A 14,817-nucleotide genomic window follows, 5' to 3' on the forward strand; every position below is an offset into this window, starting at 1 on the left:
CACAGGTTTTAAAAACCGGTGAGGTCTTGTATTATAAAAATTGTTGAAATGCAGGATGATTTTCAATGTCTTCAAAAACATCTACATCATTAAGCGTTGTTAACAAATGTACTTTTTTATCTTTTAAATTGGCCAATGTTTCTTTTCTAACCGATGAGGTTCCCCAATCTTTATTTTGAAAAATATGGGGTTGTAAAAGATTCATGCCAAGTAAGTAATATCCGCCATCTTCGGCAGGGCCAATTACCACGTCGTTTGAGTTTAGTTTTAAAAAAGCATCTTCAATAATTTTAGGAGTTAAATCGTACAAATCACTTCCAATAATCATCACTTTTTCATAGCCAGCATCAAAAGAGTTTTTAAAAGCATTTTGCATTTTAGCCCCTAAATCATCACCATTTTGTTGATGTTTTTGATAAATTGTTGCATCCCAAATATCATTTTTCCGCACTTTTACAGAGTAGTAAACCGCTTTATTACAAGATAAATCCTTTGTAACTTGATTCGTTTTGTTCAATAAAAATTTATAAATTTCTAGAGCAGTTTCGTCGCCAACAGTTTTTGCTAGTCGTGTTTTTGCTTTTCCTAGTTCTGGGTTTCTAGTAAAAATTAACAGTAAGTTTTTACTCATAAATCTTTTCTCCTTTTAAGAGCCACTTGCTCCATTCCTTATTAAAAGTATGCACTTTGTTTGTTGGTATGTTTTTAGAGTTTACAACCGTATTCTTTTTGTTTTTCCATTCAAAAATTCCGCCATATAAATTGTAAACATTTTTAAAACCAGCTTTTTTAAGCTGTTCGGCAACATTTTCAGAGCGTATTCCTAACGAGCAATACACTACAATTTTAATGTTTTTATCAGCAGAAAGTATTTTTGTAGTTTTTGTAATATTAAAATCATCATACCCCACACAAATAGCGTTTTTTAGATGACTCACATTAAACTCTTTTGGTTCACGAGCATCTAACAAAACAACATCCGAAGCAATCGTTTTTAAACTATCTACAAAAATATAAGGAACATTTTCGGTGTTATATTTTTTTAATAATTGATGTAGATCCTTTTGAGAAAAAGAATTAAAGCTAATTAGTAAAAAAAATAAAATTAGATGTTTCATTTTACTATAAATAATTAGAAGCTTTTTCCCGCTTTCTGCACTCGCTCTCTGCGAGGAGCTCAAACAAATGCTTCAATCGGGGCTAGGCTTATTTGCAAAGTAATTATAATTATTACAAATAGTTTTGTCTTTTTAATAGCTGTTTAAAAATCACTAAAAAAACAACGGTCGTTATGCTAAATTTATTTTCAGCATCATAAAACTGAGGCAAATTATGATGAGAAACTAAAATAATTCAATTCCTCATTTCAATAGTTATATTGTTGCATTGTGGAATCAATTTATTGAATTTTAAGCCACAACGCCTTGGCAACTACTTCCTGCGCCAGCAGTACAACCGTAACAATGTTGATTAATAATAATGTTTCTATCTTGTAGTAACTCTTCATTATAATCAGCTATGTGCTTAACTTTTGAGTTTACCTTTAAATTTAACATCTGATTAAAATCACAATCATACAAATTACCATCCCAACTTACCGATAAAGTATTAGTGCACATTACGTTTTTCACCGCAGCAGGATTGTAAGCTTCTACTAAAGAATACATATAATCTTCGTAATTTTCAGAAGCGATTAAATAATCTAAAAATCGACTAATTGGTAAGTTTGTAATTGCAAAAAGATTATGAAAATCGATATTGAAATCTTCTTTTAAGGCTTTTTTAAAATCACTTTCTAACGCCATTTGATCTCCGGGTAAAAATGCTCCTGACGGGTTGTATACTAAATCGAGTTTTAAATTAGACCCAGCAACACCATAACCAATATCATTAAGCATTTGTAATGCTTTTATTGATTTATCAAAAACGCCATCACCACGTTGTTTGTCTGTTTTTCCACGTGTCCAGTGTGGCATAGACGATACTACATGCACATTATGTTTTTTAAAAAATTCAGGTAAATCGTAATATTTTTTGTTGGCTCTAATTATGGTTAGGTTAGATCGAACGATAAAATCTTTAATTCCGGCTTTTGCTGATTCTTCAACAAACCATCTAAAATTCGGATTCATTTCTGGTGCTCCGCCAGTTAAATCTAAAGTATGTGCTTCGGTTTTTTTAATTACCTCCAAACATTGTTGCATGGTTTCAATCGTCATAATTTCTTTACGATCAGGCCCTGCATCAACATGACAATGTGCACAAACTTGGTTGCACATGTAACCTAAGTTTATCTGTAAAATTTCTAACTTTTTTGGACGCAAAGGAAACTGATTTGTTTCCTTTAATTTTTTAGCAAATGTTGGCAATTCTCCATCAGCAAAAATTCCATCAGATAAAATTTTTAACTGACGTTGTGTATTTGCTAAATCGTTATTTCTTGCTTTTAAAGATTTTTTCATTTAATTACGAATGCAGAATTATGAATTACGAACTTTTATTTAGCAATTCGTAATTTAAAATTCATAATTTTTTTACATTTCTAACTTATTTACTTTGTTCATCATTTGAACTCCGTGGACCAAAGTTGCACCACTTTTTATAGCGGCACCTACATGAATAGCTTCCATCATTTCTTCTTTGGTAACACCGCGTTGTAAACCATCTTTTGTGTAAGCATCTATGCAATATGGGCATTGTTCTGTATGTGCAACAGCTAAGGCAATTAAGCTTTTTTCGCGAGCAGTTAAAGCGCCTTCTTCAAATACTTTTCCGTAATAATCAAAGAATTTGTTTCCAAGTTCTTCGTTCCATTCTGTTATTTTTCCGAACTTACGTAGGTCGGCAGGGTCGTAATATGTTTTTGACATGTTGTTTTTAGCTTGAAAAGTAAAAATACAAATAGTTTTTAAAATTAGCTTTCACTAAAAGTAGTAATAGTAGCTATTTTTCGTTTAAATTCCAGTTGTATTCTAAGAACTTAATTTTTGCGTTTTTATTAATTTTAATGGTCGAATATTTATTTAAAAAATCAATAAGACTTCCTTTTTTGATGAAATCACCTTTAAACCATTCGAATATTTTTGACAACTGAATCTTATTTTTTGAAATTTTATTTCTGCTAGTGTCATTAATAAAGTTTTTTATTAATTTTTCTGTTTTACTTTTATAGTTAGCTTCTGTAAAAGCAAAATTCCCTAATTTCGGACAAGAAATAGAAGCACAATTTACACCTACGTGAATTTTAGGATCGTTATAATTTTTACGTAAAATTTTGTGCTCAATAAAATTTAGCGTGTAGGTTTTGCCGCCAACTTTAGCAAACGCAATATTCCAAGCGTCTTTACCTCTCTTTTTTATGTTTAAAATACTTTTTAAAGGGTAGTGTTTTAAAATTAATTTGATAGTGTAAGCATTGTATGCGTTTACCCAAAATGCTTTGGTTTTTGATGCAGACCAATTTTTTTGAGGGGTAGTTTTGTTTAAATACTCTAGGTAAGTGTCAAGCTTAGTCTCTTCTTTTTTGAATGTTTTGTAGTTTACAACTCCTTTATTAGTAACATGTTTGTTTAATAAATCGTTAAGAATACTTGTTTGTCCAAAAGAATTGATGAAAAAAGTTAAGCTAAATAATAAGAATATTTTACGCATAATTTATAATTTTATCTATTGCTTTAGACGTTTGTTTAAAGGTAGCATTACAAAGAATAGGTTTTAAGTATAAAATATTTTAAAAACAATCTTTGTTAATTACATAGTTTACTTGTTAGGAAGCGTGTATAAAGTGTTTAGGAAAAGGGGTAAAATAAAAAAACCTTAACAAATAAATGTTAAGGTTTAGTACTGAAGGCGGGACTTGAACCCGCACGGACATTACAGTCCATTGGATTTTAAGTCCAACGTGTCTACCAATTCCACCACTTCAGCTGGTGTATGTATAATATTTTTTTGACTATTTCTTAAAATAAGCCTCGTTAATAAAAACGAGGCTTAGTACTGAAGGCGGGACTTGAACCCGCACGGACATTACAGTCCATTGGATTTTAAGTCCAACGTGTCTACCAATTCCACCACTTCAGCTTTTGATTGTTTATAACAATCAAATTGGTATATTTTTAAGAAAGTCTCAGAGCGAAAGACGGGATTTGAACCCGCGACCCCCACCTTGGCAAGGTGATGCTCTACCCCTGAGCTACTTTCGCGTAGTCAAAAATTATTTTAATGAACGTTGCATTGCTGCGAATGCGGGTGCAAATATAACACCTTTTTTTAAATTACAAAATAGTTTTTAATTTTTTTTCTATTTCGATTACTATTATTTTTTATTGCCATTAAGTAAGAAAGAAATATCTTTGCAAAAAAATAAAATTAGAAGTGGATTCTATCTCGCCTTTACATACTAAAACATCTTTAAAGTCAATGTTTAATGATTTTAAACAATTAACAAAGGTAGGATTATCTATAAGTGTAGTTTTTACTTCTGTTACGGGATACTTATTAGGCGCTGAAACAATTAATTATACAACGGTATTATTACTGGCAGTAGGAGGTTATCTAATGGTGGGTGCATCAAATGCTTTTAACCAGGTTATTGAAAAAGATATAGATGCGTTAATGCAGCGTACTAAAAATCGCCCTTTGCCTGCCAAAAGAATGCAGGTAAGTACGGCTTTAATTATTGCAACAATTTTTACTATTGCTGGTATCGGAATTTTATACGCAATAAATCCGAAGTGTGCTTTATTTGGCGCAATATCTATTTTTTTATACACAAGTGCATATACACCTTTAAAGGCTGTAACTCCTTTAGCAGTTTTTGTCGGAGCTATACCAGGGGCAATTCCTTTTATGTTAGGATGGGTTGCTGCAACTGGGCAGTTTGGAATAGAAGCAGGTTTTTTATTTATGATCCAGTTTTTTTGGCAATTCCCACATTTTTGGGCTATTGGTTGGTTACAGTTTGAAGAATATAATAAAGCAGGTTTACACATGCTTCCTATGGATAAAAAAGATAAAGGAGCTATTGTGCAAATAATTTTTTACACCTGTATTATGATATTAATGTCATTGGCACCGGTTTTAAAAGTAACAGGAAACTTTTATATATATCCTTTAACAGCAGTTATTGTTTTGTTATTAGGTTTGCTAATGTTGTATTACGCTTTTCAATTATATAAATCAGAAGAAAATACGGATGCTCGTAAATTAATGCTGGCAAGTGTTTTTTATATTACAATCGTACCCATAATTTATGTGGTAGATAAATTTTTACATTAATGAGTGAACAAACTTTACAAGAAGAATTAAAAGCAGGTAAAAGAAAATCAGCAAAACCAATGTTATGGGTGGCGATGATTAGTATGGTAATGTTTTTTGCAGGGCTAACAAGTGCTTATGTAGTTAGTATGAAACGTGATGATTGGGTTAGTTTCGATTTACCACAGTCGTTTTATATTAGTACAGTTTTAATTATTTTAAGTAGTATTACCTTAATACTATCTCAAAAATTTTTAAGGAAAGACAATTTAAAAGCATCTTTAGCGCTTTTATTAGCAACTTTAGTCTTAGGATTAGGCTTTGTTTGGTACCAATATGTAGGTTTTAACGAACTAAAATCAGTTGGATTATATTTTACAGGACCCGAAAGTACCGTATCTACATCTTTTATAATAGGAATAACATTTATGCATGTTTTACACTTGTTAGCAGGTGTAATTGTATTATTGGTAGTAATTTATAATCATTTTAAAAAGAAATATTCAGCAACGGATATGCTTGGGTTTGAGTTAGGTGGAATCTTTTGGCATTTCGTAGATGTTTTATGGATTTATCTATTTTTCTTTTTCTATTTCATAAGATGATGAAAAATGCGTAATTTTGGCGCACTGTTTTAACAAAAATTAACAAAAAGAGATTTATGGAAGCAAATAATGCTGTAAATTCTGATAAGAAAGAAGCCTGGGGCGGAGGTGGTGCAAAACCATTTGGCGCTAGTTATGGTAAAATGATGATGTGGTTTTTCATCGTATCTGATGCATTAACCTTTTCGGGTTTTTTAGCAGCGTATGGTTTAACACGTTTTAAATTTATTGACTCTTGGCCAATTGCCGATGAAGTTTTTACTCACTTTCCGGGGTTACACGGTGTACACGCACCAATGTACTATGTGGCGTTAATGACCTTTATTTTAATTATATCGTCAGTAACAATGGTGTTGGCTGTTGATGCTGGCCATCAAAAGAAAAAAAATAAAGTAGCTTGGTATATGTTTGCTACGATTATTTTCGGAATTATTTTCGTTGGTTCACAGGCATGGGAGTGGAAAAACTTTATTAACGGTTCTTATGGAGCAGTTAAAACGGAGAATAACCACATTTTACAATTTGCAAAAGCAGATGGTGTAGATGATGAAGGTAAGCCTGTATATCATCAAATAGCATTAGCTGATTTTGTTCACGTTGATAGAAAGGATGAAAGAATTCAACATAATCGCGAAAACGGATTATGGTTTGAGAAAGAAGAAACTATATCTGAATATTCAGTAGCACAAATTCAAGAAGCTTTTAAAGCGGATCCTACTTTGTTGATTCGAACTGAAAAGTTGAATCCTGAAACAAAACAAAAAATAGTTTTATCAAGAAAGGAAAGTTTAGCACAATTAGCGTTAGCAAATCAAGTGGTTGAAGGAGCTAACTTACATGTTAACGAATATGGGAATCCAATATTTGCAGATTTCTTTTTCTTTATTACTGGATTTCACGGGTTTCACGTATTTTCAGGAATCATTATTAATATTATAGTTTTCTTTAACGTTGTATTAGGTACATACGAACGTAGAGGGCACTATGAAATGGTTGAAAAAGTAGGTTTATATTGGCACTTTGTAGATTTAGTTTGGGTATTTGTATTTACCTTTTTCTACTTAGTATAATTAAAAAACGATATTAAAAATGGGTCACGCACACGAATCAAATAAAAAAAGAATTTGGATTGTTTTAGCAATCTTAACAATTATAACAACTGTTGAAGTAGGTTTAGGTATTGTTAAACCAGATTCATTACACTTACATGGATTAGGAACTAGTTGGTTAAACTGGATTTTCATTATCCTAACAATAGCAAAAGCATATTATATTGCTTGGGCATTTATGCACTTAGAAGGTGAAAAAACATGGTTTAGACGTTCGATAGTTTGGACTGCAGTTTTCTTGATATCTTATCTTTTATTTATCATTTTAATAGAAGGAGATTATTTATACGATACATTAGCACCATTGGTAAAATGGTAATCAAATAAAAATTTAAAAGGTGGTCTTAACCACCTTTTTTTTTCTTTAATTATAACTAAAAATGGGGAAAGCGAAAAAATTTATTGTACTGTTTGCACTTTTTATTGTACCGTTGTTATTTTACATATTATTACAACTAGGTACGCACAATTTCGGAAAACTACCAATAATATCTAAAAATGTTATCGATGTTTCTTTAATTGATAAAAAATTTACATTTGATAAAAGAGTTACCGTAGTTACTTTTTTAGGAAATGATATTAACTTGGTAAAAGGTGAAGTGTATAATTTAAAAGAAAAAATTTACACCAAATTTTCTAATTATGTAAGTTTTCAGATGATTTCTCTTGTTGACGAGAGTCAGAAGGAAACGGTAGAAGACTTAAAAAAAATGCTAAGTGTTAATGCAGATTTGGCAAGATGGGATTTTATTTTCGCTTCAGCAGATGAAATAAAAGCATTGCATGAAAGTTTTAAGACATCAAAGCCTTTAGATGAAAATATACATTCGCCAAAAGCATATATTATTGATAAAGAACTTAATTTAAGAAGAGGTAAGTCAACCATTAATGGGCTTTCAGATCAAAAACTATTTGGCTATTCAATGAGTTCTGTGGCTGAACTTAAAAATGATATGATTGATGATATTAGTGTTGTTTTGGTTGAATATAAAATGGCATTGAAGAAAAATAATAGAAGCGAAGACAGAAGAACAAATACACTATCAAATGAAAAAAAGTAATTATTCATACGTTGGTATTTCATTTATAATTTTATTATTTGGTATTTATGCCGTACCAAAAATTATAAAGCAGTTTCAAACTGCTGATTTACATAGATTTAATAAAGTACCAGCTTTTGAATTTATAAATCAAGATGGAAAAAGCATTAATAATAGTGATTTTAAAGACAAAGTATACGTTGTAGAATTTTTCTTTGCTACCTGTCCGACTATTTGTCCTTTAATGAATGCCGAAATGATCACCATTCAAAACGAGTTTATGGGAAATCCTAATTTCGGAATTGCATCCTTCTCTATTACACCTGATATAGACACGCCACAACAATTAAAGGCATACGCTCTTAAAAATGGAATCAATCACAAAAATTGGCATTTACTATCGGGTAAATCTGAAGATGTTGTGTATAATTTATCAAACGAAGGATTTAAATTGTTTGCAGGAAAAGGTGAAGTATCTCATGGGGGATTTGAACATTCTGGTTTATTTGCCTTAGTTGATAAAGATGGATACATCCGTTCACGTTATGATGAACACGGAAATCCAATAATGTATTACAGAGCATTGGATGAACATGGTTTTGGAAATCAGATTACCGAACTAAAACAAGATATTAAGTTACTTTTGAAAGAATAATATGAGTACTGAAGAAAAAAAATATAAAAAACTAATAACAATTGTTTCTATTGTTATTCCGTTGGCAGTAGCAGCATTGTTTGGAATTAAAATTCCGAATGTTGAACCATTGTCATTTCTACCACCAATATATGCAAGTATTAATGGATTAACAGCAGTGTTATTAATAGCGTCGGTAGTTGCAATAAAAAAAGGGAATAAAAAATTACACGAGCAATTAAATACAACGGCTATTGTTTGTTCAGCATTATTTTTAGTAATGTATGTTGCCTACCATATGACTTCAGATTCTACAAAATTTGGAGGAGAGGGTGTGATAAAATATGTGTATTTATTTATATTAATAACACATATAATACTATCAATTGTAGTAATACCTTTTGTTTTGATAACTTTTATGAGAGCGCGTTTAGGAAATTTTTCTGATCACAAAAGAATAGCAAAAATTACCTTCCCATTATGGTTATATGTTGCTATAACAGGTGTAGTTGTATATTTAATGATATCTCCATATTATGTATAAAAAAGGATTAATAATTATTTTAGCAATGCTTAGTGTAAACGCATCGGCACAATGTGCTATGTGTAAGGCAGTTGTTGAAGGCGGAAATGAAACGATAGCTGAAGGTGTTAATAATGGAATTACTTATTTAATGGTGTTTCCTTATATATTGGTTGGTGTTTTATTTTATTTTATTTACCGCCATAAGAAAGCGTCTAAAAATTAAGTTTTAAATAAAAATATATTTTTTGTAACATATATAGTTTTTAGTCGTCATATAAAAAACTAAAAAATAGTTGTTCGATATTAGAACATTAATTGTTCAAAATCAAACACTTAATAAAAAATTAAATTTGGTAATTTGTTGTTTAACAGTAAAATACTATTTCTTAATTTATTGGAATATTAATTGACCAAGTTATAATGAACAAAAAAATATTAGTCTTGAAAACAAAATTTATAGTAGCAGCAACTTTACTTATTTCGTTAGCTAGTTTTTCTCAAAAACAATGGACACTTAAAGAATGTGTTGATCATGCTTTAGAAAATAACATAACTATTAAGCAAAATAAATTAAATATTGATATTGCCGAAACAGATTTAAAAAACGCTAAAGGAAATAAATTACCCACTTTAAACGGATCAACAGGAGGTAGTTTAAGATTTGGTTCAGGTTTTGACCCTGTTAGTAACGATAGAGTTTCAACCAGTAACTACGGAGGTTCTTTTGGTTTATCTACCGGAATAACTGTTTTTAATGGTTATAGAGTTTTAAACAGTTACAAGCAAGCAAAATTAGGTGTTGAAGGTAGCAAACTAGATTTAGAGGTAATTGAAAATGATATTGCTTTACGTGTTGTTAACTCGTATTTAAACGCACTATTTGCAAAAGAAAACTTATTAGTAGCAACTACGCAAGCAGCTATTAGTAAAAAGCAAATAGAACGCGTAAAAGCACAGTTTGATGCAGGTGCTGTTCCTAAAAGCGATTTATTAAATGCACAATCTACAGCATCAAACGACGCACAGAATGTAGTTACGCAAGAAAATGCATTAAGTTTAGCTTTACTTAATATATCTCAATTAATACAAGTACCATTTAATGGTTTTGATGTAGCCAAAATTGAAATTGATTCACCATCAGCAGCAATGCTTTATAGTACTTCAGAAGAAGTATATAAGAAAGCATTAACAAACAGACCAGAAATTGCTAGAGCAAAATTGAACATTAAAAACGCCGACTTATCTATTGCGATTACTAGGTCAGCATACAAACCATCCGTAACAGCTTCAGGAAGTGTTAGTACCAATTATGGATATAATTTAGATTTACCTCCTGGTTTTTCTAATACTGATTTTTTTACACAGTTAGATAATAACTTAGGATATGGAGTAGGATTCAATGTAAGTATTCCAATTTTTAACGGTTTTAAAACTGATGCAAGCGTAGAACGCTCAAAAATTAGCAAGTTAATTACTGAAACTAGATTAGAAAACGAAAAATTACAACTACAACAAACAATTGAACAAGCTTTTCAAGATGCAAAAGCAGCGGCGAAATCATTTGAAGCAGCTGAAATATCTTTAAAATCACAAAAAGAAGCTTTTAAAAATGCACAAGTTAGCTATGATTATGGCTCAATGACACAATTTGATTATGATCAAGTACGTAATCGATTAGTAAACTCAGAAGCAACCATGATAAGAGCAAAATATAATTATGTGTTTACCACCAAAGTATTAAAGTTTTATTACGGAGAGTCGATTTTAGACTAAAATAATAAGAATATTATAATTTAAAACCTCGTTAAGTAAAAACTTAACGAGGTTTTTTCTTTATCATGTATCTTTGCAAAAAAAATAAATTCAATTTGGCACTAATACTTAATATAGAAACCGCAACAAAAAACTGTTCGGTATGTTTAGCAGAAAATGGTGAGGTTATAGGAATTAGAGAATTAAACGATGGTAATTATTCTCATGCAGAAAAATTACATCCCTTTATTCAAGAGCTATTAATAGAATTAAATTTATCATCTAGAGCTATTGATGCAGTAGCGGTAAGCAAAGGGCCAGGTTCTTATACAGGACTTCGTATTGGGGTTTCGGCAGCAAAAGGAATTTGTTTTGCTATTGATAAACCTTTGATTGCTATTGAAACATTAGAGTCGTTAGCGCATGGTATATTTAATGATGATGGATTAATTGTACCAATGTTAGATGCACGTAGAATGGAAGTATATTCAGCAGTATATGATTCACAGCACAAAAAAATAAGAGAAATAAAAGCAGAAATAATTAATGAAAATTCTTTTTACGAGGAGTTATCAAGAGGGAAAGTTTATTTTTTAGGTGATGGAGCTAATAAGTGTAAAGAAGTAATTACGCATGAAAATGCAACTTTTATAGAAGATAAGTTTCCGTCAACTAAAGAAATGGCACTTTTAAGTTATAATAAATACAAAAAAAACGACATCGAAGATGTCGCTTATTTTGAACCTTTTTATTTAAAAGATTTTGTCGTAATTCCTGAAAAAAAGAAAGTTTAACCTTGTTTTTGAATTTCAACTTGATGAGGATACGGTATTTCAATTCCTGCTTTATCAAGTGCTAGTTTTACATTTTCGGTAGTTTCAAAATACACATCCCAATAATCAGCTGTATTCGCCCATGGCCTAACAGTAAAGTTAACTGAACTGTCAGCTAATTCAGATACGTTTACAGTAGGAGCAGGATCTTGTAATACTTTTTTGTTATCAGTTAAAACTTTTAATAAAACTTCTTTCGTCTGTTTTATGTCAGCATCATAACCTACTCCAAAAGTTAAATCTACCCTTAATTTACCCTCTGCAGTATAATTAGTGATATTACCGTTTGATAGGGTGCCATTAGGTATAATTACCAACTTATTGTCTGGTGACGTTAATTTAGTTGTAAAAATTTCAATTTCTTTAACAACTCCAATTTCACCTTGTGCTTTAATTAAGTCGCCAATTTTTATAGGTTTAAATATCATTATTAATACACCTCCAGCAAAGTTAGCTAAAGATCCTTGCAAAGCCATACCAATAGCAAGACCTGCAGCAGCTATAATTGCAGCAAACGATGTTGTTTCTACACCTAGTTTAGATAAAAGAACAATAATTAATAATATTTTAAGAGTCCAGTTGATAAGATTCAATAAAAATTTTTGCAAACTCTCATCATACTTTCCCTTCATCATAATGGTACTTGTTACTTTCATAACTTTCTTTATAATCCAAGAACCAATAATCCATATAAGAATAGCTGATAATATTTTTAATCCATATTCTGTAGCATATGTGGTAATACTGTTAATAATTTGTTTAGAATCCATTTTTAATTGTAAGTTTTTAATAGGGTTAAAATTAAAGCTATAATTGCGGGTATAGCCTGAACATAAAGTATACTTATCTTCTTTGTTGAATAAGACCCATAAAAACCTGCTAAAGTCACACAGGTTAGAAAAAATAGTGCAATATTGTTTCTGTAACTACTGTCAATTAACGACCATATTAACCCTGCAGCTAAAAAACCGTTATATAAACCTTGGTTTGCCGCTAAGACTTTTGTTTTTTCAGCAAAATCTTTACTTTTTAAACCAAACATTTTTATTCCTTTTGGTTTTGTCCATAAAACCATTTCTAAAAACATAATATATATGTGAATTAAAGCAACAATGCTTATTAATATGTATTGTATAGTTGTCATAATTGAAATAGTAAGTTGAAGGATAAATATATGGTTTTTCAGCGAATTTTATAAAAAAGCCTTCCAATGTTAAATTAATGTTATGTAAATGTTTCGTATTTGTAAAATTATATATATATTTGTAATGTAAGAGTTAAATATAAAAATTTTAGACATGAAAAAATTAATAATAGTAGTTTGTGTTTTATCAATATCATTGTTACAAGCTCAAGATATAGCACCCAAATTTGAAAAATCAGGAGATTTAGTAAAAGCAACTTACTTTTATAAAGACGGAAAAGTAAAAGAACAAGGTTTTTTTAAAAATAAAAAATTATCAGGAACTTGGACTTCTTTTGATGCTAAAGGAAATAAAAAAACAATAGCACATTATAAAGAAGGTAAAAAAGTAGGAAAGTGGTTTATGTGGAAAGAAGATGGGTTGAAAGAAATAGATTACACAAATAATGTTGTCGCTAGTGTTCAAACTTGGACAGAAGAAACAAAAATGGCAGCTAAATAAAGAGTTTTATTAAGTTATTAGTATGAAAAACCAAGTATTTTTACTTGGTTTTTTTATTTTCTACCAAAATCAGCAGGAATTTCTCCCCAAGCTTTTGTTTCCCATTTTAATATTGGATTTTTAAACGAGTTTTCTTTTAGCCATTTTTCGGCACGTTTTATCAAATCTAAAATTTCTTTATTACTATTATCAAAAGTAACATTAGTTCTACACTGTTTCTTTTTCACCCAACTCATGGCAATTTTAGAATCTGAATATATCGGGTAAGTATCCATGTTTTTATTTTTTAAAAGTGCAATTCCATGAACTAAAGCTAAAAATTCACCAATATTATTGGTGCCTTTTTTATAAGGTCCCATTTTAAATATTTCTTTTTTGTTTTTTGTTAAAACACCGCGATACTCCATCAACCCAGGGTTTCCTGCACAAGCAGCATCAACAGCAATGGATTCTAAATTAGGTGTTCCATAGGTTGCCTTTTCTTTGGCAGATAAAATAACCCTTTTAGTATCTTTACCAATATAGTCGTTGTAGTTTTTTGTAAAAGCAATTTCAGCTGCTTTTTTATCTATAAAAGCTTTGTATTGTGCCCCATCAAAGCCAGTAATTTGTTTTTTACAAACATCCCACGAAGTGAAAACTCCAGTTTTTTTACCTTTCCAAACAACGTAATATTTTTTCTTTTTAGCCATTTTTTACTATTACATCTTCAATAACTTTAGGAAAATGTTCTTGTTCTAATACATGAATTTTTGTTGCAATATCTTCGGGAGAATCTGAAGAGGATATTTCGGTTTTCGCTTGAAAAATAATAGCCCCTTCATCATAGTTTTCATTTACATAATGGATGGTAATACCAGTTTCTGACTCGTTATTTTCTTTTACCGCTTTGTGAACATTCATACCATACATCCCTTTTCCTCCATATTTTGGAAGTAAAGCAGGATGAATATTTATAATCTTGTTTGGAAAAGCAGCTACTATTTTAGCAGGAATACGCCATAAAAAACCAGCAAGTATAATTAGATCAGCCTCAGCATGTAAAAAATTTAAGACTGTATCGTCTTTTATAAAACTCTCTTTATCAAACAATGATGCATCAATGTTTAAAAGCTCACACCTGTCAAAAACTTTGGCACGTTCGTTGTTAGAAAGCACGTGAGTAACGGTAGCTATTTTGCTTGATTGAAAGTATTTAATGATGTTTTCAGCATTACTACCAGAGCCAGAAGCTAAAATTATGATACGTTTCATAGTAAAATGTGTTATTTTTGTTACTACAAAAAAAAGAATAATTATTAACAACGGTGGTGTTTGTAGCAAAAGATTCAATATTTTTTTTATATTTAAACCACACATTTTTGAGCAAAAGTTAGAATTAATAGTTAAGATTTGTATTTTTGCCTCGATTTTAAA

The 14,817-nt window shown here is 30.4% G+C and carries 20 protein-coding genes and 3 tRNA genes; 11 read left to right on the plus strand and 12 right to left on the minus strand.

Annotated features, from left to right (window positions below; genetic code table 11):
* Positions 1-31 precede the first annotated feature (31 nt).
* The 8 genes from BA195_RS03185 to BA195_RS03220 all read right to left on the minus strand — a co-directional run bounded on the left by BA195_RS03185 (position 32) and on the right by BA195_RS03220 (position 4,202).
* On the minus strand, positions 32-631 hold the full coding sequence (locus BA195_RS03185; protein ID WP_068702369.1) for a TIGR04282 family arsenosugar biosynthesis glycosyltransferase: 600 nt from the start codon (positions 629-631) through the stop codon (positions 32-34).
* Positions 624-1,118 (minus strand): rhodanese-like domain-containing protein, encoded by a 495-nt coding sequence (locus BA195_RS03190; RefSeq protein ID WP_068703896.1) that lies wholly within the window; start codon positions 1,116-1,118, stop codon positions 624-626. The genes BA195_RS03185 and BA195_RS03190 overlap by 8 nt, the downstream gene beginning before the upstream one ends.
* Positions 1,119-1,409: 291 nt before the next feature.
* On the minus strand, positions 1,410-2,462 hold the full coding sequence (arsS, locus tag BA195_RS03195) for an arsenosugar biosynthesis radical SAM (seleno)protein ArsS (RefSeq protein WP_068702371.1): 1,053 nt from the start codon (positions 2,460-2,462) through the stop codon (positions 1,410-1,412).
* Positions 2,463-2,534: 72 nt separating this feature from the next.
* Positions 2,535-2,870, minus strand: coding sequence for an arsenosugar biosynthesis-associated peroxidase-like protein (locus tag BA195_RS03200; RefSeq protein WP_068702373.1), 336 nt, complete (start codon positions 2,868-2,870; stop codon positions 2,535-2,537).
* A 73-nt stretch (positions 2,871-2,943) separates the two neighbouring features.
* Positions 2,944-3,651, minus strand: a complete 708-nt coding sequence (locus tag BA195_RS03205) for a DUF547 domain-containing protein (RefSeq protein ID WP_068702375.1) — start codon at positions 3,649-3,651, stop codon at positions 2,944-2,946.
* A 190-nt stretch (positions 3,652-3,841) separates the two neighbouring features.
* A tRNA-Leu gene (locus BA195_RS03210) sits at positions 3,842-3,927 on the minus strand.
* 67 nt (positions 3,928-3,994) lie between these two features.
* Positions 3,995-4,080: transfer RNA gene (locus tag BA195_RS03215), tRNA-Leu, on the minus strand.
* Positions 4,081-4,130: 50 nt separating this feature from the next.
* A tRNA-Gly gene (locus BA195_RS03220) sits at positions 4,131-4,202 on the minus strand.
* Between the two features lie 217 nt (positions 4,203-4,419).
* On the opposite strand from BA195_RS03220, the gene cyoE reads away from it, so the two are divergent.
* The 10 genes from cyoE to tsaB all read left to right on the plus strand — a co-directional run bounded on the left by cyoE (position 4,420) and on the right by tsaB (position 11,716).
* Positions 4,420-5,277 carry a heme o synthase gene (cyoE, locus tag BA195_RS03225; RefSeq protein WP_068703898.1) on the plus strand — a complete coding sequence of 286 codons (858 nt, stop codon included), beginning with the start codon at positions 4,420-4,422 and terminating at the stop codon, positions 5,275-5,277.
* Positions 5,277-5,861: a cytochrome c oxidase subunit 3 gene (locus BA195_RS03230; RefSeq protein ID WP_068702377.1), complete on the plus strand. Its 585-nt coding sequence runs from the start codon at positions 5,277-5,279 to the stop codon at positions 5,859-5,861. Before cyoE ends, BA195_RS03230 begins: the two co-directional genes overlap by 1 nt.
* 56 nt (positions 5,862-5,917) lie before the next feature.
* A complete protein-coding gene (locus BA195_RS03235) occupies positions 5,918-6,931 on the plus strand; it encodes a cytochrome c oxidase subunit 3 (RefSeq protein WP_068702380.1) in 1,014 nt (337 codons plus the stop codon).
* Between the two features lie 19 nt (positions 6,932-6,950).
* Positions 6,951-7,289, plus strand: a complete 339-nt coding sequence (locus BA195_RS03240; RefSeq protein WP_068702382.1) for a cytochrome C oxidase subunit IV family protein — start codon at positions 6,951-6,953, stop codon at positions 7,287-7,289.
* Positions 7,290-7,350: 61 nt separating this feature from the next.
* Entirely contained in the window at positions 7,351-8,031 is a 681-nt protein-coding gene (locus BA195_RS03245; protein WP_068702384.1) for a hypothetical protein, read from the plus strand.
* The gene (locus tag BA195_RS03250; RefSeq protein WP_068702386.1) at positions 8,018-8,665 is read left to right on the plus strand and encodes an SCO family protein; all 648 of its coding nucleotides are present in this window, start codon (positions 8,018-8,020) and stop codon (positions 8,663-8,665) included. The genes BA195_RS03245 and BA195_RS03250 overlap by 14 nt, the downstream gene beginning before the upstream one ends.
* 1 nt (position 8,666) lies before the next feature.
* Complete coding sequence (locus BA195_RS03255) at positions 8,667-9,188, plus strand: DUF420 domain-containing protein (RefSeq protein ID WP_068702388.1); 522 nt, start codon at positions 8,667-8,669, stop codon at positions 9,186-9,188.
* On the plus strand, positions 9,181-9,393 hold the full coding sequence (locus BA195_RS03260) for a hypothetical protein (protein WP_068702390.1): 213 nt from the start codon (positions 9,181-9,183) through the stop codon (positions 9,391-9,393). Before BA195_RS03255 ends, BA195_RS03260 begins: the two co-directional genes overlap by 8 nt.
* A 218-nt stretch (positions 9,394-9,611) precedes the next feature.
* Positions 9,612-10,943, plus strand: coding sequence for a TolC family protein (locus BA195_RS03265; protein WP_084443100.1), 1,332 nt, complete (start codon positions 9,612-9,614; stop codon positions 10,941-10,943).
* Between the two features lie 95 nt (positions 10,944-11,038).
* Entirely contained in the window at positions 11,039-11,716 is a 678-nt protein-coding gene (tsaB, locus tag BA195_RS03270; RefSeq protein ID WP_068702396.1) for a tRNA (adenosine(37)-N6)-threonylcarbamoyltransferase complex dimerization subunit type 1 TsaB, read from the plus strand.
* Here tsaB and BA195_RS03275 read toward each other — a convergent pair.
* Both BA195_RS03275 and BA195_RS03280 read right to left on the minus strand, forming a co-directional pair.
* Entirely contained in the window at positions 11,713-12,525 is an 813-nt protein-coding gene (locus BA195_RS03275) for a mechanosensitive ion channel family protein (protein ID WP_068702398.1), read from the minus strand. The two genes, tsaB and BA195_RS03275, sit on opposite strands and share 4 nt — an antisense overlap.
* A gap of 2 nt (positions 12,526-12,527) precedes the next feature.
* The gene (locus BA195_RS03280) at positions 12,528-12,899 is read right to left on the minus strand and encodes a DUF1304 domain-containing protein (protein WP_068702400.1); all 372 of its coding nucleotides are present in this window, start codon (positions 12,897-12,899) and stop codon (positions 12,528-12,530) included.
* Between the two features lie 154 nt (positions 12,900-13,053).
* On the opposite strand from BA195_RS03280, the gene BA195_RS03285 reads away from it, so the two are divergent.
* A complete protein-coding gene (locus BA195_RS03285) occupies positions 13,054-13,401 on the plus strand; it encodes a toxin-antitoxin system YwqK family antitoxin (protein WP_068702402.1) in 348 nt (115 codons plus the stop codon).
* A 53-nt stretch (positions 13,402-13,454) separates the two neighbouring features.
* Here BA195_RS03285 and BA195_RS03290 read toward each other — a convergent pair whose 3' ends face one another.
* Both BA195_RS03290 and purN read right to left on the minus strand, forming a co-directional pair.
* Positions 13,455-14,093 (minus strand): ribonuclease H1 domain-containing protein, encoded by a 639-nt coding sequence (locus BA195_RS03290; RefSeq protein WP_068702404.1) that lies wholly within the window; start codon positions 14,091-14,093, stop codon positions 13,455-13,457.
* On the minus strand, positions 14,086-14,655 hold the full coding sequence (gene purN / locus BA195_RS03295) for a phosphoribosylglycinamide formyltransferase (RefSeq protein WP_068703900.1): 570 nt from the start codon (positions 14,653-14,655) through the stop codon (positions 14,086-14,088). The genes BA195_RS03290 and purN overlap by 8 nt, the downstream gene beginning before the upstream one ends.
* Positions 14,656-14,817 lie beyond the last annotated feature (162 nt).

Origin of the sequence: Tenacibaculum soleae, assembly GCF_001693415.1 — a bacterium.
Lineage (GTDB): Bacteria > Bacteroidota > Bacteroidia > Flavobacteriales > Flavobacteriaceae > Polaribacter > Polaribacter soleae.